This is a genomic window from Campylobacter concisus (genome assembly GCF_015229965.1).
GTDB lineage: Bacteria > Campylobacterota > Campylobacteria > Campylobacterales > Campylobacteraceae > Campylobacter_A > Campylobacter_A concisus_BD.
Window position 1 is genome coordinate 40,694 of sequence record NZ_JAAKZB010000012.1, and the last position, 21,642, is coordinate 62,335.

Annotated in this window: 16 protein-coding genes and 2 tRNA genes; 4 read left to right on the forward strand and 14 right to left on the reverse strand. The window is 36.4% G+C overall.

Annotated features, from left to right (window positions below; genetic code table 11):
• Window positions 1–33: 33 nt before the first annotated feature.
• The 3 genes from G6W43_RS06445 to G6W43_RS06455 form a co-directional block, all read right to left on the reverse strand.
• Window positions 34–486 (reverse strand): DUF1566 domain-containing protein, encoded by a 453-nt coding sequence (locus tag G6W43_RS06445; RefSeq protein ID WP_194169399.1) that lies wholly within the window; start codon window positions 484–486, stop codon window positions 34–36.
• A 224-nt stretch (window positions 487–710) separates the two neighbouring features.
• Window positions 711–1,151 carry a DUF1566 domain-containing protein gene (locus G6W43_RS06450; RefSeq protein ID WP_194169400.1) on the reverse strand — a complete coding sequence of 147 codons (441 nt, stop codon included), beginning with the start codon at window positions 1,149–1,151 and terminating at the stop codon, window positions 711–713.
• A gap of 26 nt (window positions 1,152–1,177) precedes the next feature.
• Complete coding sequence (locus G6W43_RS06455) at window positions 1,178–1,645, reverse strand: DUF1566 domain-containing protein (RefSeq protein ID WP_021092599.1); 468 nt, start codon at window positions 1,643–1,645, stop codon at window positions 1,178–1,180.
• Window positions 1,646–1,844: 199 nt separating this feature from the next.
• Between G6W43_RS06455 and G6W43_RS06460 the strand changes: the two genes are divergently transcribed.
• The 4 genes from G6W43_RS06460 to G6W43_RS06475 all read left to right on the forward strand — a co-directional run bounded on the left by G6W43_RS06460 (window position 1,845) and on the right by G6W43_RS06475 (window position 6,153).
• Complete coding sequence (locus G6W43_RS06460) at window positions 1,845–2,276, forward strand: hypothetical protein (RefSeq protein WP_002941319.1); 432 nt, start codon at window positions 1,845–1,847, stop codon at window positions 2,274–2,276.
• Window positions 2,277–2,651: 375 nt separating this feature from the next.
• Window positions 2,652–3,938: a hypothetical protein gene (locus G6W43_RS06465; protein WP_194169401.1), complete on the forward strand. Its 1,287-nt coding sequence runs from the start codon at window positions 2,652–2,654 to the stop codon at window positions 3,936–3,938.
• Window positions 3,939–4,034: 96 nt separating this feature from the next.
• Complete coding sequence (locus tag G6W43_RS06470; RefSeq protein WP_021083671.1) at window positions 4,035–4,592, forward strand: ClpP family protease; 558 nt, start codon at window positions 4,035–4,037, stop codon at window positions 4,590–4,592.
• 1 nt (window position 4,593) lies between these two features.
• Window positions 4,594–6,153 carry a TraM recognition domain-containing protein gene (locus G6W43_RS06475; protein ID WP_194169402.1) on the forward strand — a complete coding sequence of 520 codons (1,560 nt, stop codon included), beginning with the start codon at window positions 4,594–4,596 and terminating at the stop codon, window positions 6,151–6,153.
• Between the two features lie 38 nt (window positions 6,154–6,191).
• Here G6W43_RS06475 and G6W43_RS06480 read toward each other — a convergent pair whose 3' ends face one another.
• From G6W43_RS06480 to G6W43_RS06530, 11 genes are all read right to left on the reverse strand, one after another.
• Window positions 6,192–8,165 (reverse strand): double zinc ribbon domain-containing protein, encoded by a 1,974-nt coding sequence (locus G6W43_RS06480; protein ID WP_194169403.1) that lies wholly within the window; start codon window positions 8,163–8,165, stop codon window positions 6,192–6,194.
• Window positions 8,166–8,177: 12 nt separating this feature from the next.
• A complete protein-coding gene (locus G6W43_RS06485; RefSeq protein WP_194169404.1) occupies window positions 8,178–8,729 on the reverse strand; it encodes a zinc ribbon domain-containing protein in 552 nt (183 codons plus the stop codon).
• Window positions 8,730–8,826: 97 nt separating this feature from the next.
• The gene (locus G6W43_RS06490) at window positions 8,827–9,291 is read right to left on the reverse strand and encodes a hypothetical protein (protein ID WP_194169405.1); all 465 of its coding nucleotides are present in this window, start codon (window positions 9,289–9,291) and stop codon (window positions 8,827–8,829) included.
• Window positions 9,288–10,922 (reverse strand): phage integrase SAM-like domain-containing protein, encoded by a 1,635-nt coding sequence (locus G6W43_RS06495; protein ID WP_194169406.1) that lies wholly within the window; start codon window positions 10,920–10,922, stop codon window positions 9,288–9,290. Before G6W43_RS06495 ends, G6W43_RS06490 begins: the two co-directional genes overlap by 4 nt.
• Before the next feature lie 58 nt (window positions 10,923–10,980).
• On the reverse strand, window positions 10,981–12,264 hold the full coding sequence (locus G6W43_RS06500) for a tyrosine-type recombinase/integrase (protein WP_194169407.1): 1,284 nt from the start codon (window positions 12,262–12,264) through the stop codon (window positions 10,981–10,983).
• A 147-nt stretch (window positions 12,265–12,411) separates the two neighbouring features.
• Window positions 12,412–12,502, reverse strand: a tRNA-Ser gene (locus G6W43_RS06505).
• Between the two features lie 30 nt (window positions 12,503–12,532).
• Window positions 12,533–12,608, reverse strand: a tRNA-Phe gene (locus tag G6W43_RS06510).
• Window positions 12,609–12,735: 127 nt separating this feature from the next.
• Window positions 12,736–17,994 carry a hypothetical protein gene (locus G6W43_RS06515; protein ID WP_194169408.1) on the reverse strand — a complete coding sequence of 1,753 codons (5,259 nt, stop codon included), beginning with the start codon at window positions 17,992–17,994 and terminating at the stop codon, window positions 12,736–12,738.
• Between the two features lie 105 nt (window positions 17,995–18,099).
• Window positions 18,100–19,965 carry a hypothetical protein gene (locus G6W43_RS06520; RefSeq protein ID WP_194169409.1) on the reverse strand — a complete coding sequence of 622 codons (1,866 nt, stop codon included), beginning with the start codon at window positions 19,963–19,965 and terminating at the stop codon, window positions 18,100–18,102.
• Window positions 19,966–20,163: 198 nt separating this feature from the next.
• Window positions 20,164–21,270: a hypothetical protein gene (locus G6W43_RS06525; protein WP_194169410.1), complete on the reverse strand. Its 1,107-nt coding sequence runs from the start codon at window positions 21,268–21,270 to the stop codon at window positions 20,164–20,166.
• A gap of 11 nt (window positions 21,271–21,281) precedes the next feature.
• The coding region (locus G6W43_RS06530) for a hypothetical protein (RefSeq protein WP_428844940.1) at window positions 21,282–21,642 on the reverse strand (361 nt) is incomplete at its 5' end.

The window sequence follows — 21,642 nt, forward strand, 5'->3', positions numbered from 1 at the left end:
GTCCGAATTTCTCAAAAAAAGAAATTTCAAAAATCAATCCTGTCGGACGCACCGCACGAAGTAGCGATGAGAAATGTCGTCCCAGCCAGCGCGGCCGCTATTGAAACGCATGATCATCGCATTAGACGAGTAGATGTTATGTTTGGTAGAGCTCCAGTACCATGGTAATTCGGAGTCTGCTATGTATTTAAAAGCGGTATTTAGAGCGAGGTTGGATCTTACTTCATCCGTTATACTTAGCAGCTCTGTTCCGGTCGGTAGCCTCCAGTCTTTGTATCCGGCTAGGTTTACTATCTTGCAGTATTCTTGCGCCTGCTCCCACGTTCCTTCAAAAATTTGTTTTTCATCCTGCCACATTAGTCTTCCTAGATTCTTTTCACTACATATCACTACGTTTTTATCATTATCTCGGTAGCACACAGTGCTTAGCGCCTCTGCGTGAAGCAGTCCGCAAAGCAGCAAAGATATAGTTATGCATTTTTTCATCCATCTTCCTTTACTTTTTAAAGTTATATATCGCTTGGATATTTTCCAGGCTTTCATTTATCAAAGCCACCTTTTACTTAGCCCATTTTATATGAGTTAGAAACGAAGCTTTTTTAAATTTATAAGTTTTCACCACACTGTTTTCTAAATAGACGCAAAATCTCATAGAAGCTCTAAATATAGAAAAATTTTTATATCATAACTCTTTCAAATCCTTTCAAAAATCAATACTGTCGGACGCACCGCACGTAGAGAGGACCGCTGTTCCCGGAACTTCCACCATTCCAGAAATCCACGTACCACGCAGGCAAGCCGTTGACGAAAGTTTGGCTCCAGTACCATCGATAACCAGAGTCTGCTATGTATTTAAAAGCTGTATTTAGAGCGGGGTTGGATCTTGCTTTATCCGTTATACTTAGTAGCTCCGCTATGGTTGGTAGCCTCCAGTCTTTGTATCCGGCTAGACTTAATGTTTTGCAATACTCCTGTGCCTGCTCCCACTTTCCTTTAAAGTTTTGCTTTTCATCCTGCCACATTAGTCTTCCCAGTTTCTTTTCGCTACATATCACTACGTTTTTATCGTTATCTCGGTAGCACGTAGGGCTTAGAGCTTCTGCGTGAAGCAAACCGCAAAGCAGCAAAAAAACGGCTATATGTCTTTTCATCTTTTATCCTTTCTTAAATTTTAAAATCAATACTGCCGGACGCACCGCACTAAGCCTTTATGAGATGAAACGCTGTAGCGGAAATCTTCGCCGTTATCGAAATCCACGACCCACACATCAGACGAGTCGTCGGCGCTCTTTGTAGAGCTCCAGTACTTGCCGCTAGGTATGTCGGCATACTTAAAAGCTAAATTCATAGCAGAACTATACTTGCTGTAGTCAATGATGCTTAAAAGCTCGTTTACTGTAGGTAGCCGCCAGTCATCAAAGCCAGCAAAATTTAAATTTTCGCAGTATTGGACTGCTTTGTCATAATACATACGAAATGGTGGCAAATCACCATCTTGCCACATCAGCTTATATATATCGTCTCTAACGACTTCCAATCGGTTATCTCTGCTAAATCCGGTAGTTATATCGCCCACAATTTGATCAAACGCAAACGCAGAGCCGCAACACAGCAAAAGCGCAAACATAAAAGCTATCTTTTTCATCTTTATCCCTTCTTGTTTTGCTTGAAATTAGACCTATTAACCTGATGACGTATGTTGGTTTATAAAAACTATCACTATTAAGAAAAAATTTACTATACGGATAATCTTATTAGAATTATTCTTATTGAATACTTAATTCATATAGTATTTTTTTATCAATTATACTTCTTAAATTTAGAGCAATTTCAAAGAGTGTAAAATGCAAATTTATGAAAGAATAAATGCGATCCTAAGAAGTAAAAAGTTAAAGAAAAAGGACTTTGTCCAAAAATTTATAGATCTTGAACCTAGGCTAAAAAGCACAGGCGAAGTGCCGTCTCTGCCATCTATATATAACTATCTCAATGGAAATAGAGAGATCAAAGCTGAGCTTATACCTTATATAGCAAAAGCCCTTGAAGTAAGCGAGCAAGAACTTTTCATAGACGACCTTAACATCTCAAGCTTTTTAAAAGATATGGTCAATAAATGTAATTACAATGACAAAGAATATGAAAATTTACAAAACATAAGTCGTATCATAGACCTTTGTCAATATGCTTCAGAACCACTCTTATCAAGGCTAATAGAAATTCTAGAGAAAAACAAAGAGCAAACGCTAAGACATATGAGAGATATTTCTCTTTTATAACCACCTTCTACTCGCCATAAAGACAACCATACCTAGAAACTATGTAGTTAGAATAAATTTTATATTAAATAAAGTTCGTAATGAATAATATACTTGAAAATTTTTACTTATAGAAAAAGGCATTATTTATTATATGCTTTTTTGCTAGTATGGTATATGGATTGGAAAGAGGTGCTACTAGCAATTTCAAATACATTATAGATACAGGTGTTCAATCAATCTATGTGCTTCAAAATAGAACAGACGGCTATGACTTATCATTTCAGCAATATTATTGCTTTGTTTTTTGGAAAACTAATAAAAATGTAGATAGAATTTTGGTGGATGTAGCTTATTGAAATACTACGGGTCTATTAAAAACTACAAGGATAAAATATGTCATTCGAGGTCGAATATAAACTTTTTAATGGTAGAAGCAAAAAGAAGTCAAATAATAACCTAAAAATAAATCAAACACCTATTTTAAACTCTCTTGTAAATACATATGCACTCTCTCTTTTTGTTGGTAAATTTTATGATTTTAGTAAAGAAAATGATCTACCTATACTGAAAAGGTTGGTTGATAAAGAAAGAGATAAGCAGACTGAAAAATTTATGGATGAAGTTTGCAAAGTTTGTGGTAAAGACGAAGATCTAATAGTAAATGTGCCAAGACTTCGTGGCTACATCAAAAATTTTGATGAAAAAATAGACAGCAAAAGAAGGCAAATAAATATAAAGCTAAAAAAAGTATGTGAAGAGTATGCACTTATAAAGCTAGATCGAAATTTATCACTGAGCCAAAAACAGCATATAAATGATAAAAATAGTTACATCCTAGCTCCAAATGAATACCTAGAAAAGCATGTAAAATCTCTAAAAAGTAGATCAATAGACGATGATGAAAAATTTACATATATGCAAGACGCTGCTTTTATAATGATGTGTTTAAGACCAGGAAATTACCTTTGGGATTGCGAATACAAAGACTTTTCAAGTAGCCAGCCAGATGGTATGCCGCTTTATCTTTTAAGCTATGTTTATGACGAGGCAAAAGTTCAGAGATTTTTAAAATCCATGAATGTTTTGATCATAAAAAGAGGCTTTGTGATGGGGCTAGATATGGACAATCAAGCGCTAGTTTTTAGCAATATGGGATCTGAAATTTTTGAACTTGAAATTTTTAAAGATAGATATATAAGCTTTAGAGAAGATGATGCTTTGGTTATATTTTCACCTGCATTTTTTGGTAACTTTGATCAAATTTATGATGAAATTTGGAAGATAAAGCAAAATATGATAAAAATAAAAACCACCCCTACTAAAAAGCGCTTAAGATCTTTAGATGATAGCTCACTTTTAGATCCTGAGCTTATATATAAATCCCTTAAAGATGAAAATATCTTTGTATTAAGCAAATTTAAAAAGGAGCTAGATAATCTAAAAAATGATCTTTCTTACAAAAATTTTGAAATAAACAAAGATAGATACGCAAGGCAGTGGCTTATAGATGATATCTACGGACTATACCTTGCCACGCATGCTCCTTTTAAATATAAAAACTCTAAAGAGCTAGCTAAAATTTACTTCGAGGATCTCCTTGGTAAGAGCTTAAATTTATTCATCGATGAAAAAAGATCTCCTGCTTTAGGACATCACATAAACGATATAGAGCTTTTATAAACTACCAAGCCACCGGCTCTAGAAGCAATAGGTGGAATTTAAAGACTCATCTACTATCTTAAACTTCTCTCACAAAAATCAAAACAAGGAGAGAAGATGGCAGAGTTTGACAAGTTAAATTTCGCCGACATTCACATGAGCTTGCTAGCTGATAGAAATATCTTTTTATATGGGCAGATAGATCAAGAAATTTGCCTAACTACACAAAAGACGCTTTTGTATCTTGACAGCGTAGATCAAAGCGACATAAACATATATATAAGTGGCCCTGGAGGCTCGATATATGATGGCTTTGGGCTAATCGACTTTATGAAGACCATAAAATCACCAATCAATACATTTTGCGTGGGGCTAGCTGCCTCTATGTCCGCACTCATATTTTTAAACGGAGATAAGCGCTATATGTTGCCAAACTCAAGCCTCATGCTTCATCAGCCTCTTGGCGGTGCATCGGGTCAGGCAAGCGACATAGAGCTGATCGCAAATCAAATTTTAAAAATCAAATCAAAAGTCAATGAGATGATAAAGGCTAACAGTAACCTAAAAATAGCAAAGATAGAACAGCTCACCGATAGAGACTGCTATATAGACGCATCATCAGCCATCGCTTATGGCCTAGCTAATGAAATAATACCAACTAACAAAGGAGAATAATATGTCAGTTTTTTCACTAATTAATAATACAAAAGGTGCAGCCCAAATCGCTACTTCAAACGCTCTTAGCATACCTATTAGCTTTACGCATGCGATGATAACAGGGCAAACAGGTTGCGGTAAGACCACTTCAGCGATCCTGCCAGCGATGGATGAACGCATAAAAGTAGGGCATGGGATGCTTGTCTTTGACTACAAAGGAGTTGAGCATAAAAAGGTTAAATTTCTAGCCAATAAGCATGGCAGACTAAAAGATGTCGTAATGATAAATGTGCCATGGGGGAACAAAATAAACATAATGGATGATGCAAGTGAAAGTTTATTGATGAATTTCTTTCAAAAGACATTTGGTACAAAGCGTGATCCTTTTTGGGGAAATTTAGCAGCAAATATCGCTACAAAGTCCCTTTCAACGATGAAGGCGATATGTGACCTTACAGAGCAAGGTTTTTGCACCCCATATATAGAAAATAGAACAAAAGATCTAAAGCCAAGCTTTGCAAATTTATGCAAATCAACCCAGCAGCTAGGCGACTTTAAAAAATTTTATGCCTTAGTTAAGCTGGTAGATGATCATGTAAAAAGCGACACGGCATTTGCAAAAGGTATAAGCAAAAGAAGACATTTGGCTAACTCTTTAAATGAGAAAATTTGGGCATTAGGTGAGTTTAATGAAAAATCTGAAAATTTCATACAAGCTTTTAAGGAGTATGAGGGTGTAAGAAATGATGAAGAATCACAAAAAGCAAGGCTTTTCTCAAACTATACATTTATGCTCTTTGCCTTGCAAAGCATAGCCGACGATGAGATGCTAAACTATCATGGCAATAGCATAAGTAAGCTACTAAATGAAGGAAAGATAGTCGTTGTAAATTCTCAAGGACTAAAGGATAGTGCGGTTGAGCTTATGCTAAATTCCACCCTTTCAAATATGGCGCAACGCATAGCAAATGAAGAGAAGGTGCCAGTTAGTATCTTTATAGATGAGGCGCAGCGTGTGCTAAATCCATCAACGGACCTGCACGCTGACGTGCTAAGAGAAGCTAGGGTCGAGCTCATACTCGCCTTTCAAAACGAAGATGTGCTAAAAAGCAGCCTTGGTAGTGACTCAAGATATAAAGAGCTGGTGGGAAATTTAACCAATCAATACTTCTTTAAAAACTCGGTCAGACAATATGCCAGCGGAGAGGATAAAGACTTTAGCAAGTTAAAAAAATTTGAGTATTACCACGATGGTAAAATTTATAAAGCCTCGCCTATATTTATAGATGAAAATGACCTATTAAAGGCTGAGTTAAGCTATCAAAAAGAGCTTGGCATCGGTAGTAGTTTTACTAATGTAACTCTTGGGGATAATGAAATTTTAGTATATAACGAGCAGCTATTTAAAAGGCGCTCTTTGCTCATAAAGCAAGACATAGTGACAAAAAAGAAGTCTGAAGTACCAGTGCTAAATCAAAAACTTGATGCACTGCTTAAAAAGCTAAATGCTTTAGTTCAAGAAGCAAACGAAGCAAACGAGGCAAGTGACGAAGATAAAGAGCTCTGGGAGATTTTATAAGATGTAAATTTACTCATGGGAGAGCTTCCCATGAGTGTTTAGTTGCTAAAATATTGATTAAGTATATCTAGTGCTTTTTTATCGCCCAGTTTATAGTATGCTTTATTTAGCGCATCTTTTGCCTCTTGTTTTGCATTGGTATAATTGCCATATTTGCATAATATTTCGCCTAAATTTGTGCATCCCCTAGCATAGTTGTAGTCATAACAAGATTTTTTGAAGTAAGAGTATGCGTTTTGCATATTTTTTTCAAAGCCAGCGCCATCTCTATAATTTACGCCAAGGTAGTTACAACCTCTACCACTTCCTGCGTCACAAGCTTTTTTATTATATTCATTAGCCAAAGTTAGATCTTTAGTTATCCCATAGCCATATTTATAGTTATAACCAAGACTTGCACATCCATCAGCATCGTTATTTAGATCGCAAGCTTTTTGATAGTATTTATTAGCTTCTTTAAGATCCTTTTTTATACCATCGCCTTCTCCGTATCCAGCACCAAGGATAAAGCAGCTCTTGCCATCTTTTAGATCGCACCCTTTTTTAGCAAATTCGATAGCTTTTTTTAGATCCTTAAAAGAGTTTGCGTCATCCTTAAAAAGTTCGCTTGCATACCCACAAGATTTAGCCATACCAAGATTACAAGCTTTTTCAAAATTTATAGCAGCACTATCTATCTTTTCTTCAACTATATAATATACAAAAGCTAGGTTTTGGCAAGCAAAACCATCTTTAATATCACAAGCTTTTTGGTAAAACCCTTTTGCTTTGTCTATATCCACTAAGACTCCTTTTCCAGTTTGGTAATTAGCGCCTAAATTAGTGCAAGATTCGCCATTTCCTAAATTACACCCCATTTCATAATATTCATTCGCTTTCTTGTAATCACCCTTGTTGCTATATTCTAATCCCAATTCAAAGCAAGCAAGACTATTGTTTAGAAGGCATCCATGTTCGCCGTTAAAAACTGTATTTGCTTTAGAGGCATCAACTTTTTTATATATCTCATAAGCTACTTTTATATTTTTTTCAGAGGGATTACCTTTTAGTAGATTGCCAGCTAAAGCCTTGCAAGCTTCTTTGTCGTTATTGTTACAAAGCTTTGTATAGATCTCGTTTGCATGCTCTAGGTCGTTTTTTTGTTCATAATCTTTAGCCAGTTTTATGCAGCCATCGCTTATCCATATCTCGCAAGCAATTTTTGCATCGTCTTCAAGTGCTTTTTGCTTATCGCAAGCTTGTGTATTATCTAATTTGCAAGATGTTTTGTAATATTCATAAGCCTCTTTATAATCTACATTTTTTATCTTCTCTAAAGTAAAACTACTAGTTTGATAGTCGCCATGTTCATAAAGCAGGCCTAGTTGATAGCAGGCTTTAGAGTCAGATTTGCACTTCTCTTTTAGAAGACTTATTGCTTTGTCTGCATACAGCTTTGCTGCAGTGTCATGCTTCTTTTCATAAAAGTATGCCAACTTCATACAACTATCACCATTTTGATTTTCGCATTCATTTTCTAGACTATAAATTTCATATCTACTTGGATTTCCTAAGAATATAAATGCAGAAGCTACCGCTACAGCAAGTATAAAAATAGATATAGCATATATAAATTTATAGTTTTTTATATGCTTTTTTAGTTGCTCTTTGTTTTCTCTTTTTTTGGCTTCCTCAGCAAGTCTAGCTTCTTCTAACTCACGCTGTCTTTGCTCTCTCAAGCGAATTGCCTCTTCTTCTTTTTCTTTTCTTAGCTGCTCCTCTCTTGCTTCTTCTTCTAACTTTCGCAGCCTTTTTCTTTCACTCTCTTCTTGCTCTTTAATGATCTCTTTTTTGGTTTTTGGCATAAAGTGCAAGGTTTCACCACAAAATCTGCACTTGGTAGCATTTGTCTTTACTTCTTCTTTGCAAAAAGGGCACTGTGTTTTTAGCTGTGTATCGCAGATAGGACAAAACTCCAAGTCCTTTTCTATTTCTTCAGCACAAAAAGGACATTTGACTAGATTGTTATTCATGCTCAAATCCTACTAAAAAAATAGTCTTAGAGATATCAATTGTGCAATAAGCAATACTAAAAATGCACCAATTGCCCAGCCATAATTAAATTTAACTGTTTTTACTGGAAGAACATTATTTGCTATTGCACCCGCTATGATTTGCGTCACAAGCAAACCTATTGTATAAACTATAGAAACAATATTAATCATTTCTATACTATCATTTTTTACGCCTATACCGATTAAGAAGTATAATAAAACTGTTGATATAGTTGTTAGAAATATATATAGCAGGTTATCATATCCAGTATAGTATAAAGGCCCAAACAAAAATGCCCAAAAGTTAAAACCTTGTGGTTTTAGGATTATTTTTCCATCCCACGTTTTTATAAAACCAAGCGGAATTTCATTACTATTTGCTTGGTTTTGATATGGGAAATTATTCGCCATATTTTTTTGGCTATTCATTTGTTCTCTTGCTTGATTTTTGGCTTCCTCATTTAAGAAGCTACCACAAAATCTGCATTTAATAGCATCTTTGTTAATTATCTCACCACAAAATGGACAAAATTTAGTCTCCATACTACTTTCCTTTTTTTATTTTTAAAGAATAGAATTATTCAAAGTGAATAATTCTATTTAACTTTTACTAAGCTCATTCTTAAAAATAAGCATTGCTTTAATAAATATAAGAAGGCATGGACTGCTTGAAGCCATATTGCATATCTAAACCTTGTGGTATTTTAAACTTGTCTAGAATTTTTTTAAACTCATCAAGTTTTTTATTGAATTTTTGATAAATTTCGTCAAATTCCTCTTTGTCTGTGCAGCCTATGGACTGACAAAAGAGCCCAACTAGCTTGCCCCTGATCTTAAAGACTTCATCGTATAGCTCTTTACAAAAATCTAATACATTTTGGTAAGTCAATGCCTCGCCTTGTTCGCCACCTATTGTGAAATCACTCGTTTCTGTAGTAAATTCGCCAAGAGATGAACCGCTTAAAACAAAAGAGCATTCTTGTTTTAAGCCCATGATCATCGCATCAAGCCAATCATTAACAGTCTCAAACGGATCATCAAATATATAAAGTTCGTCTGAGTAAGCAGGTCTGAACAAAAGTTCATTGTTATGAATTACTATCATTTTTTGTCCTTTTTATTATTTTTATTATTTTTATTTGATTTAATGTGTGGTATTTTATTACTTGGTATATCTAAGTATTTGAAAATACCTGAATATTCATCAAATGCTTTTATGTCTCTTAGTTTAGTTTTCAAAAGTTTAGACTGGGCGTATATGTCAAGAGCGTCGGAGAGATTGTAACCCAACATTCCCCTAACTTGGTCGTTATATTGTTCAAGATTCTTTCTATTGTTTTTATTTGTATTGTGGCCTAATTCATCTGCAACATTTACAATGGAGTCACTTATGTTGTTTATATGATCGTATTCTACTAATTTCTTAGCAAAGTTGCCTCTCAAGCGATGATCACTAACTTTTTTATCACTTATAACTTTTCTTATGCAGCCATTGGCTTTTTTATTAAAAGACTTTATTGTAGGGTATTGTTCTTTTATGGCTTTAACCCATTTATAATTATGTAAGTCTTTGATATTTTCATGTAGGACAATTACTCTTTTGGATTCGCTACTGTATTTGCCTTTTGCTGTATCTATAATGACACAATTATATGCTTGCCCATCTATTGTCTCTGTTATGAAACTATTTTCATTTAATCTAAAGAATTCTTCCATACGAAGTCCAACATGTAGTTTGAACCGAAAATAGTCTAATATCTCTTTTTCAATACCATGTTGCCCTGAAAATAATAATCCTAATTCATCCACAGTGAAATTTCGCTTAGTAGTTTTTTCATTAATGGAAAAACGTATAAGTGATGTCTTGCTAAAATAGTTAGTTTCAATAAGACCTAAATTTACAGCTCTTTCAAAAATTTTTGAAAGAAAGCCAACTATATTATTCACTCTTTTTTCGCCACGTTTCTGTGTTTCATCTTTAGAATTTAAAAGACTTTCTTGAAAATTTTCAGCTACAATTAAATTTATATCATTTATCCCAATGCTTTTACTATCAAGAAATTCTTGAAGTAGTTTTGATACCAATCTGTATTCTTTTTTTGTGCTTTCGCTAAACTTTTGCCTTGATCCAACACTTTCTAAATAGTTTTCAACTAAATCTTCTATCGTTGTTATATTTAGTGAATATTTGTTAGGCTTGATTGGCTTTATTTTGGTTTTCTTTTTCTTTTCGGTATAGTTTAATATCTCTGACACGATATAATGTGGTATAAAAGTACCAAAAACAATAAGCCCACCTTTTACCTCTACTGTATTGCCACTAGGATTTTTTTTAGCATTCTTTTTCTTGTGGGCTGGTTTTTTCTCTGGTGTAGCTGGACAAAAAATATTTATTAACTCCTCTACAGGCAGATCATCATCTATTGGGACGGCAGGTCTTGGGGTAGTATCGGCCTTGAATTTTAAGGCACTAAGTCGCTCATCTATTATCTTATCAAGCTTTTTAGCTCCAGGCAAATGGACAGAGTATGGAAATAGACCAAAAAGATTAAAGCATATTTTTAGCCAGTAATCTTTATTCTTATCACTTGTGGCTCTCTTATATCCCTTTGTGAGACAATATTTTATATCATCAGATAGTTCTTTTACCTTATCTTGATAATAAAACCTTATTCCTAGATGATTTAACTCATTAAAATCATCAACTTCAAGTTGCTGTTTAATATCTTTTGTCATAAAAACTCCTTTATTAAAAGATTTATATTAGTAATTATACTTTTCAAAGTGGTCATTTTTAAATAATTAGTAAATGATAGTCATCGAGCCCCTTTAATGCCTCTTTTTTAGCTTTCAAGGACACTCCTTTTGCATATGTGTCAGTTGCTAGGTCTGTGCTATGACCTAAAAGAACCGAAGTAAGATCTGCTAGAGAATTTTCCAAACAATAGTCTTTAATGGCTTTTGCAAAATTGCCACGTAGTCTGTGAAAACTAACATTTGCACTTGGGATAGATTTATGAATATGTCGATTTAGGCGCTTTCCAAAATAATCACTACTATCTTTTCCTTTCTTGATTTGCTCTAGCCACTTTAAATCAGCCAAATGCTCAATATTCTTATGTAGCGGAATTTGCCTATATTTGCTAACGCCTCCTTTTTGCTTGGCTGTCTTAACATTTATAAATTTTATGCCATCTTCTTCGCCTACGCTTTTGCTATCAAGTTGCCAAATTTCATTAAGCCTTAGCCCAGTATGAAGAGCAAACATCATATAGTTTCGTAGATCAAGCCTTTTTGTAGCAAAAACTATTTTTAGTTCATCTAGACTAAAGTTGTCTTTCGGAGACTTCTCATCGGCTGAAATTTTAAAAGATGTAAGCATTTTAAAAGGATTGGTCGTGAGCTTGCCCATCTTTATGGCATAGTCAAAGAGCCTTTTTGAGTAAGATGTGTAGTTGTTGATGGTCTTTTTATTGAGATTTTTGCTTGCTAGAGTTGTTTGAAAGTTTTCGGCATCGCCGTAGCTAAACTCTTTACCTTGATGATCTTTAAAAAACTCATCCAAAAGCTTGCCAGTCTTAACATAATAGCCCTTGGTCTTATCACTTGATTTTAGCTTTAAACACTCTGTTTGCACATATCTTTTAGCTACTGCTTCAAAAGATAGCGGTGTGGTTTCTTTTGAACTTAAAGATGCATCCAATAATGTTTTTAGCTCTTTTTCAAGCTTTTCTTCTGGCGCCACTAGATTATAAAATTTAGCTATCACCTCTTGTGAGAGCTCTTTATATTCGCTAACATCTAAAAATATGCCATTTTGTTTAATACACCGCTCATTTTGTCTTTTAATGTTTATCAAGGTTCTTAGGCTTTTAGAATTCGTATGTGTTGTGGTTATCTTTTTAGCAAGAGCTTCGTTGGCTGCGGCTTTTATAGAATTTGCCAGTCTTACTGCCTCATCTGGATCTTTTGTGAAAAGGCAAAATTTAACAGTTAGCTTTTTACCATTTTTAAGAGCAGTATCAAAAAAGTAGAAATTTGGTCTGTTTGCTATCTTAGTAATTAGCTTAGAACTCATGATAGAGCCTGTCTATTTTCTGTAACAAAAGTGCAAATTTTCTGTAACAAAGCTGATTTGTCTGAAATTTAGGACAAGAATATCTGCTAATAAATGCAGTTAAAACACCGAAATTTAGGGGAGTTGGAAAGAAAAATATTGTATTGGTGGCGGACAGAGAGGGATTTGAACCCTCGAGCCCCGATTAAGAGCTGCACCCTTAGCAGGGGTGTGGTTTCAGCCGCTCACCCATCTGTCCACGTTCAAGAAAAATTTTATTAAAAAGAAATGGTGGTTAGAGGCAGAATCGAACTGCCGACACGCAGATTTTCAGTCTGCTGCTCTACCGACTGAGCTATCCAACCACCTTGATAAAAGAAATTGGATTATACATTTTAAATATTTAAACTAAGTTTAAAAATCTACAAGAAGCTTTTGTTTTTAAGAAATTTAAATATAAAACTATAAATTTTAGCCTGAAAAAAGTTAAATTTAATGCACCAAATTTACTACACTTACATCTTTATCTATCTCGATAAAAAATGTTTGTGCGCCAGCTCCGCTGCCATATATGCCTTTATAGACTTGATTTAGCGCATGTCCGCTACCATCAACTGTTACTTGGTTGTGTGTATCGCCTAAAGCGCTATGCTTTAAATTTAGTGCTGCCACTTCGCTGTCTGTAGCTTGTGTAAAGATAGTGCCTTTGCCCTCTAGTGCCACTTTGTCATTATTATCGCCTTTGATCTTTAACACGGTATTTACGCTTTTTAGACCACCATCTGTTACTTGTCGGTCTATGATATCAAGCACGCTTTTGGCATCCAGTCCTATCGAGACCGCCTGAGTGCTCTTGCTACCAAGCTGTAAATTTTCAAAGCTCTTTAGTTTATCATTTAGGTCAGCCACTCTGCTAAGATCGATATTTTCAGTAAAGATGAGTGTATCAACGCCACCTTTTGCGTCTATCTTGTTGCCTTCGTAGGTAAATGTATTGTCTTGATCATCTCCCTCGTGAGTGATCTTGATATTTTTATCTATCTCAACGAAAAATGTTTTTGTGCTAGCTCCATCAGTGTATGTGCCTTTATAGACGTGATTTACTGCATGATCCGGTTTATGTATCGTAGTATTTCCGCTAGCATCGTTTGTTACGTTTTTATGATCAGGACATGTTTTGCTGCCGCTATCAGCTGTGACTTCTACTTTGTTAAATTCATCTCCAATGGCTTGACTATGTTTCCAGTTAAGCATAGTCACTTCTTTATCAGTAGCTAGTTCAAATTTATTATTTCCATCACTTATTAGCTTAACGCCATCTTCATCATCGCCTGAGATCTTTAAGACAGTATTCATATTTTGCGTATCTTGTATCTTTTTTCTGCCACTTCCTGAGCCAATGGTTATGGTGGTCTCTTTTGAGTCTATGATATCAAGAACGTTTTTAGTATTGAGTGATATTGAGACAGCTTGGGTTTCAGTACCTAGTTGCAAACGTTCAAAACTTTTTAAAGTATCATTTAAATTACTTACTTTTTCTAGTTTTGTATCTTCAACAAATATCAGCTTATCTACACCACCTTTTGCATCTATACTCTTGCCATTATAGATAAAGACATCATTTAGATTACTTCCTTCAAGAGTATTTGTATTGTGTTTTAAGTGCATTACTCTATTAAAATCATCTGGGTCATTTCCATAACCATTTAGTGCTTTTCTATAGCCATTTGTATCAGCACTACTAACGTATCCTTTATCTTCCAAAGCTTTTATATAGCTATTACTAAAAAGATGTGTGCCACTTCCTTGTGAGCCAATATTTTTATAGTCAGCATTTGTATATATAGGATTTTTATGTTTTCTTATCTGTATATCGAGATCCACATCTGTTCTTTGGTCTATATAGTCGATATTTAGCTTGTAAAAGCCTTTTTCTAAAGTTATGTAATATGGGGATGCTAAGCTAGTATCACCCACTTTATTAACTTCTGTTGTAGACCAAAGTGTATTGCCAGAGCCATCTTCTGGTTGTCCTCTCCACCATGGCGCATCTATTTTATATTTTCCAAGCTCCATATGTACATAGTCTTGAAAGTGGTCCGCCCTTACGTGATACTCGCCATCTTCTTGTATATATATCCATCCACTCATATGCATGATAAGGTCTGTTCCTACAGTCTCAGCTTCTAGCAAGGTGTAGTTACCCGAGTGATTTACATTGTAGTGGGTGCCAGTGTGGTCTGTGTAACTTGCCATAGGGGAGTGTCCTACTCTTGCCATATCATTTGTGTTTAACTCTCCCGCTGATGGTCTAGTCCAGCTTAATTTATAATCTTTTCCTCCCCTAAAGGAGACTTCATCAAACGTAGTAGTTGCACTAACACCAGCCCACTCCATCCATTCTTTATAGTGATGCTTTACATAAAATAAATTTGCACTATCTGTTTGTAAAAATGGTCCAGGATACATAAATTTATTTATAAATTCTTTATTCGTACAATCATAAAACCACATATCAACATCAAGGCCTTTGTTTGCCACCATAGTCACGGTTTGAACGGCTAAATTTCCCGCATCATCTAGTCTTTCTACTATGTAGTTTTTGCTGCCAGTGTTTTGTGCTACGTTAAAGCTTCCAGAGTAGCTTAAATTTCTATCAAGTGTCAGTGTAGTCTTCTCAGATGTCTCAGCGTCTATGACCTCTACATCTTTTGATTTTTCATCGTGTGGATTGTTTGCAGCTTCGCCTTTGCCGCTAAAATTTATAGCGTAGCTACCAGAGCTATTTTTTATATTATCAAAGTCAGATTCTATTAGTTTGTCAGGCTTTGAGTCAAGATCGACTGTGATAGTTAGGTTATCATCTCTTTGAGGCACTCCGTCAGTCCCCACGTAGGTGGCGTCTATGATGTGGTGCGTTCTATCTAGCTTTTTGCCAACCTTTTCAAAGTCTGCTATGACGGTATTGTTTTCGATCTTAGCTATAAAGCTATCGCTTAGACCTCCATTTTCGTCTTTTATCTCGATTAGCACGTAGCCCTTGCCATCACTTGTGGTGTCAGGCTTATTTATGCCAAATTTAATGTATGGCTGTTCGTCATTCGTAAGAGCGATGTTGTAGTTTATCTTTTGGGTCGAATTTGACTCATACTGGCTTGTCGAGATGATATGCTCGTAGTTCTCTTCGTTTAGGTATTTTGCGGAGTGGATATCGGCATTATCTATCTTTGTAACAAGTTTTACATCATCTATATAGTCAAGCACTCCAAAGGCAAATAGCCTACCGCTTGAAGTGCCTGATATTGCACTTCCATCATCTTTTATAAGGGTCGCATCGACTAGGGTCGGACGCTTGCTACTTACCGTCACGTCTGGTATGGTGATAGCGCCGTCACTTATCACTTTTATATCGCTTGGATCTTTTTTGTTTATCATATGCACGCCATCATCGTCTAGGATGTAGCTTACGGTTGATTGTTTGTTGGTAAGCGGGTTTAGGATGCTTATCTTTAGCTCATCTTTTGGCACTGCGCTACTTGGGAGATAGACCTTTACATCAGAGGTCGTTATAGATCCGGTGGTGTCATCTATGAGCCCATCTCCGTCAGCGTCTTTGACAAATTTAGCCACTGGGCTGTCACTAAATTTTATCTCATTTGTGTCGCTCTCGCCTTTGTTGCCAGCCTTGTCCATCATGGTCGTCGTTATGCTTGTGGTTTTGCCATGCTCTATTGGCACTGTGATCTTAAATTTACCATCATTTAGTGGCACTTCATTGTGATCAGGGGCGATTATCTTGCCATTAGTGTATGTGTAAATTTTGTGCGTTTTACTGCCGTCTGGGTTGGTGACATCGATGGCTATCTTATCGCCTTCTTTTATCACGCTTGGGATTTTTATAGATGCCTCAGTTTTTGTTGGGTCGCCGTCATTGTATCTATTTTCTGAAGTGTCTATCTTGCCATCTGGTGTTCTATTGTTATGCCCTAGGTCGCTATCAAAGCTTATCTTGGCTGATTTTACAGGTGGAGCTACTACGACGCTTGGAGTGGTTTGGTTGCTTGCGCCATTTGGTTTTGGCGTGCCATGCTCGTCATTAACCGTTGTGTTTATAGATACACTTGAGCCAGGTGTCACTGGCACGCTTACGCCTGGCACTTCAAATTTACCATTAACTATTGGCACTACCGCGCTTGGGTTATCTTTATCATAAACGCTTGTGCCATCGTCGCTTACGACAAATTTTTTTGGCGAGCCACCTATGTTTATAGAGACGCTCTCTTTTGGCTTTATGGTGCGAGGTAAATTTATCTCAACCTTTGAAGTGCCATCTCCTATCTCATCGCTGCTTATCAGCCCATCGCCGTTTTTATCAGCTGTTAGCGTCACTTTGACGGTGTCACTTACACTGCTGCTTGGCGAAGTGCTTGTGGCTGAGACGTTGCCAAATTTATCGACTACGCCAGTTTCTATGCTGCTTCCTGCTGTTATGTTTGCGATGTTTGGCACGCTAAAGCTGACTGCGCCATTTTCATCGGTCGTAAATGTATAGGTGTTGCCGTCCTCGTCAGTGGCTGTGCCATTTTCTTTATCTAGTGTAAATTTCTTCTCAACTGGCGGTTTGCCCGGCTCATTTAGCTTAAACGTGATCTTATCTCCGGTGCTAAGCTCGTCAGGCACTATAAATTTCATACCGCTAGTTTGCGTGCCACTGCCATATCCTAGCTCGGTCGCGTCTATCACGCCGTCGCCATTTTTATCAAGATCAAGCGTGGCTGTCACTTTTGAGATGGCTGGCGTGTCGTTTAGCTCATAAGTAGTTGGCGGCGCTGTAAATGTTCTGCCACCAGTGGTGTATGAGCTTGTCACGGTCGTTTTGCCATGGTTTAAAATTTCAACTCCAGTGATCTCTGCTTTGCCATTTACGATAGGTATAGGAGGCGCTCCAGTGGGCGTGCCGGTGCTATCAACTGGGATTAGCTCGTTTGTTATCGTATCTACTTTGTAGTTGCTGGTTTTGCCACCACCTTTCATGTTTGTCTTTATCGTGATGATGTCGCCATTTTTAGCAATGTCTGGGATATCAACACCTATGCTTGTGATGATCTTCTTGCCATCAGGAGTCTTTGGTAGTGAGTTTAGCTGCGCTCCTCCTAAAAAGCCCTTTTTCTCGCCAGTATCGCTTGTGAGGTTAAAATTTAGCACGATGTTTGGCTCTGGTTGTGAGTTTATAGTGCTTTTAGCACTATAAAATGCCCCTTTTATAGTCCCACCAACTGGCCATTTGACCTCGTCATGCCTAGCTTCAAGAGCGCGCAAACCTGTGTAAAAGTCGTAGATATTTGAGTAGTGGCCACCTAGTTCAAATTTGATGCCACCACTGCTTGCTGAGGCGAAGTTGTGCGATGATGAGCCGTGAGAAGATAGCTCTTGATGGGAGATTTGATCATCGTCATTTGCGTGTTCTTTGTGATTTTCAAGGATGTTTGCGTTTTTTGGGATGACTAGCTCGCCTTTATGCTCAGCAAAGACATTTATTGTGTGAAATACCGAGCTAAAGCCGACATAAGCCTTTTCGCCGTCATCAAAAACAATGGTAAGGTTTGAGTTTTCGCTCGTTTTTATATCATCACCAAGGTAAATTTCATCGCCTTTGTGCAGCACCCTCATAGTGCCGTCCCTACTTATGGCGATGGCTTCACCCTTGATCTTTTTGATAACGCCGATCCTTATGGCGTCAAAATTTGGCATTTTTTCATCCCTGTAAAAAGTGTGTATTGTAATATCGGAAAATCTCTTAAAATTTAAATAGTTTGGTGGCTTTTTGGGATGAGGTTTTTAACTCTTGTAAATTTACTACATCACCTCGACATGCACGTTTTTATCTATCTCTACGAAAAATGTCTGCCCAGCGTTGTTTTCGCCTTTATAGACTTGATTGACCACTTCGCCCCCAACTTCATCGAGTTTGTTATAACCAGCTCCGATGACGCTATTTTTTGCATTTAGCGCGGCTACCTCATCTTTTGTAGCCTTTATGAAATTTCCAACGAGCTGCACCACGTCATCGCTGTCACCTGAAATTTTAAGGATGGTATTTAGGCTTACTTTACCATCAGGCCCCTCGGTAGGGTTGGAGTCTATCATGTCGCTTATGTTTTGCCCATTTAGCTTTAGCTTCACAGCCTTTGTGTGATCAAGCTCGATGCGCTCAAAGCTCTCAAGGCGCTTATCTAGCTCACTTATCTTTGTTAGATCCACGTTTTGGGTAAAAACTAGCGTATCTATGCCACCTTTTGCGTCGATATCGTGTGAGTTAAAGATAAATTTGTCATCAAGGTTGCTACCAACGTCTTTTGTACCTTTAAATTCTAGATCAAATGGCTTATCAAAATCGCTTGCATTATCGCCAAATTTTGTACCATTTATTTCTTTCGCCTTATAAAACGTATCGCTCTCTTTTGTTACAAGGCCTTTTTGAGCAAGAGCCTCCATGTAGGCGTTGCTGACTAGTTTAATGCCTGCTACATCCGCAAGGTAGCTGTGTCCTGCTTTACCTTTTTCTTGTGCCATAAGGTTAAACAAATAGTTGTATCTCTCATCTATTACTTCGATATGAATTTTATAAAATCCGCCATCATGGGCTAAATTTAAAGCTTCTGTTGGCTTATGATTTTCTGAATTAGGTTCTATTAAAGTATTTGCATAAAATGATTCCTCTAAGATAGTCCTGCCATCAAACTCGATCTTAACCTCTGCTCTCTTGTTTTTTTCAAAAAGAACAAAATACTCAAGTGAGTTACGGTCTTTGATATATATCCAGCCATCTATAATATTTATTACCCCATCTGATACTATTTTGGACTCATTTAACCTATAGTTGCCATTTGGCTTTTCTGGTCTGCCATAGCTGAGAATTGGATTGTTTAGCCTATCGATTTTATTGATTGACTCTATATTTTTGTCTTGACCCATCCTAGCAAGCTCTTCAGGTCTTATGTTGCGGTCTTGTAATATAGATACCTCGTTTGCAGGTCTTGAAAAACCATAACTTTCTCCCACTCTATAACGCAAGTCATCGTAGGTGCTTGTCGCACTTACGTTATGATTTGCGATCCACTCTTTAAATATGCTTTTGCTAGGTTCTAGTCTATAATAATCAAGTAAACGACCACCATTTCTAGCTGAGTCATAAAGCCAGATATTTGCATCCAGTCCCCTGTTTGTGACATTTAATACATTTATAGTATCTATAAATGGCTCTTCTTTTGGTCCTGCAGCAGTGCTACTTTTTTCTATCAGCGTGCTAGAGGCGCCTGAGATGCTTTTTAGCTCGCTTGGCTGGGCGCTACTTACGTTTGGCTCTAAAGATCTGTGTTGGTTGTAAATTTGATGGATATTTGCGCTATGTCCGCTTGTAATAAAGCTAGCCGCGCTCAAAGATATGCCCTCGCTCGCGCCAAAGCCGTTAGAGTGATCGCTTTGCTCCTCAGCTGTTTTTGCTGAAATTTTTAAAATTTCATCTAAATTTATGCTTTGATGAGCGTTTAAATTTACTTGCTCGCCATCTTCTAAAGTGATTTTGGCGTCTAAATTTTTAGTAAAAATTTTCTCACCAGCGTAAATTTCATCGCCATCTTTTAGCATTTTTATGCTTCCATCTTGGCTTATGACGTAAATTTCACCCTGAATGTCTTTTATGATTAGTTTTTTATCTTTCATCTTTTCCTCGTTGTATTCTAAGCCATATCGGACAAATTTATAAAACATATATAGCTAAAGTATTATTTTTTGGGATCATAGCAAGATACGCTAGATATTATCATTGTTTTATGTCAAAGTAATACATTTAAACTCATCCTTGTTTGGTGAGTATTTAGACTATTTGTAGGTTATTTTGGTTTTTAAAAACTATATAAATCACGGATACTCAAAGCCAAATTCATATTCTTTTAAAACACCGTCTATAGGTATATTAAATGTAGCTGTATATGAGTTTTTGATATCTGACTCTTTATTTTTAACTAAAGATGTACTCTCATATATACTCTTATCACCGCAGTGGTGAAGATATATCTTATCTATATCACTAGCTTCACCTTTTTCGTTTTCAATGATGAGATTATTTAGTGTTAGAGCAAGGCTTGAGCTAGATGTTGATGTAGGTTCTGCACTGTTACCAAGAGCTAGACGAAGCTTCATATCAAACATAGCCGAGTCTTTATCATCTCTAAGAGTAAAGTTATTCTCCTTAGCGAAATTTAGAAGGTTGAAATTTAGATATTCGTCTTTAGATGAGGGGAGGGGGAAGTGGCTCATCTTTACAACACCATCTTCTAGCTTGTACTCTATCTCATCGCTACTTTGCCTTATACTAGTAAAGCAAGCACCCTTTGTCTTGTTTTTATCGTCTTTACCATCATCGTTTTCTTTATAAAGGATCACACTATCTGACTTTGTCTTTGCGTTTTTAAATTTGATATCTCTATCAGACGAAGCGCCTTTGTTCTCTTTCTCATAAGAGTCAAATTTAAAGTCAGTGAGTATTAGCTCGCATAAATTTAGCTTGCCATAGTTTGGTCTGCTAGGATTTAGCTCTTTTGGGTTTAGCTCGCTGCAGTCAAATTCTGTTTGGCTGGCTAGCACTATGGTAAAGTTGCTCTTTTTAGGCTGAAATATCCTAATAGGAGTAGCCGTCTTTATAGGGCAGAGTATGAGCATATCCTCTTGTTTATAAAGCTCTTCTTCTCTTCTTTTTAGGAGTTTGTTTATCCTTGAAGCGTTAGATGTAGAAGAGGAGGTTAAATTTACGCAGTAGATATTTTCGGTACTAAATTTATTTGATGTTTGGGAGGCTAAAAGAGAATTTAGCTTATCAGCAAATGGCTTAAATAGCTCCTCGCACTTTGAAGCGGTGCTGTTTGATCTCTCTTCGTCTTTTTGCATAAATTCTAAATGCGTGACGTCTTCTTTGTGCTCTTTGCCGTTTTTGTGTTTTGTTTGACTATTAATTATTATAGTCCTCATCTTTTTTTAAGCTATTGCTGATATTTATTTTGTAGCTTCTTATAAAATTTATCAAAGCTAGCAGGTAGCCCACTATCTATTTCTTTAAGTTTAGATACAAATTCTTCTTGTTCTATCTGTTGTAAATTATCGCTTTTAAAAATAGTTTTTCCTTGCTTAAAAACGTTCAAATACATTTTTCCACCAGACATTATGTCGCCATAAATTTCATACATGTAGTTTGAATTTCTAAATTTATACCCCATCAAGCGCTCATTTATACTATTTTTTATTGGTGTTGGTTTTGATAAAATTTCTAAACTTTTGCTATTTCTTTTATTTACCCCAAAATAACCACCATTTGTACAATGTATGTCACCCTCACATTCGAAC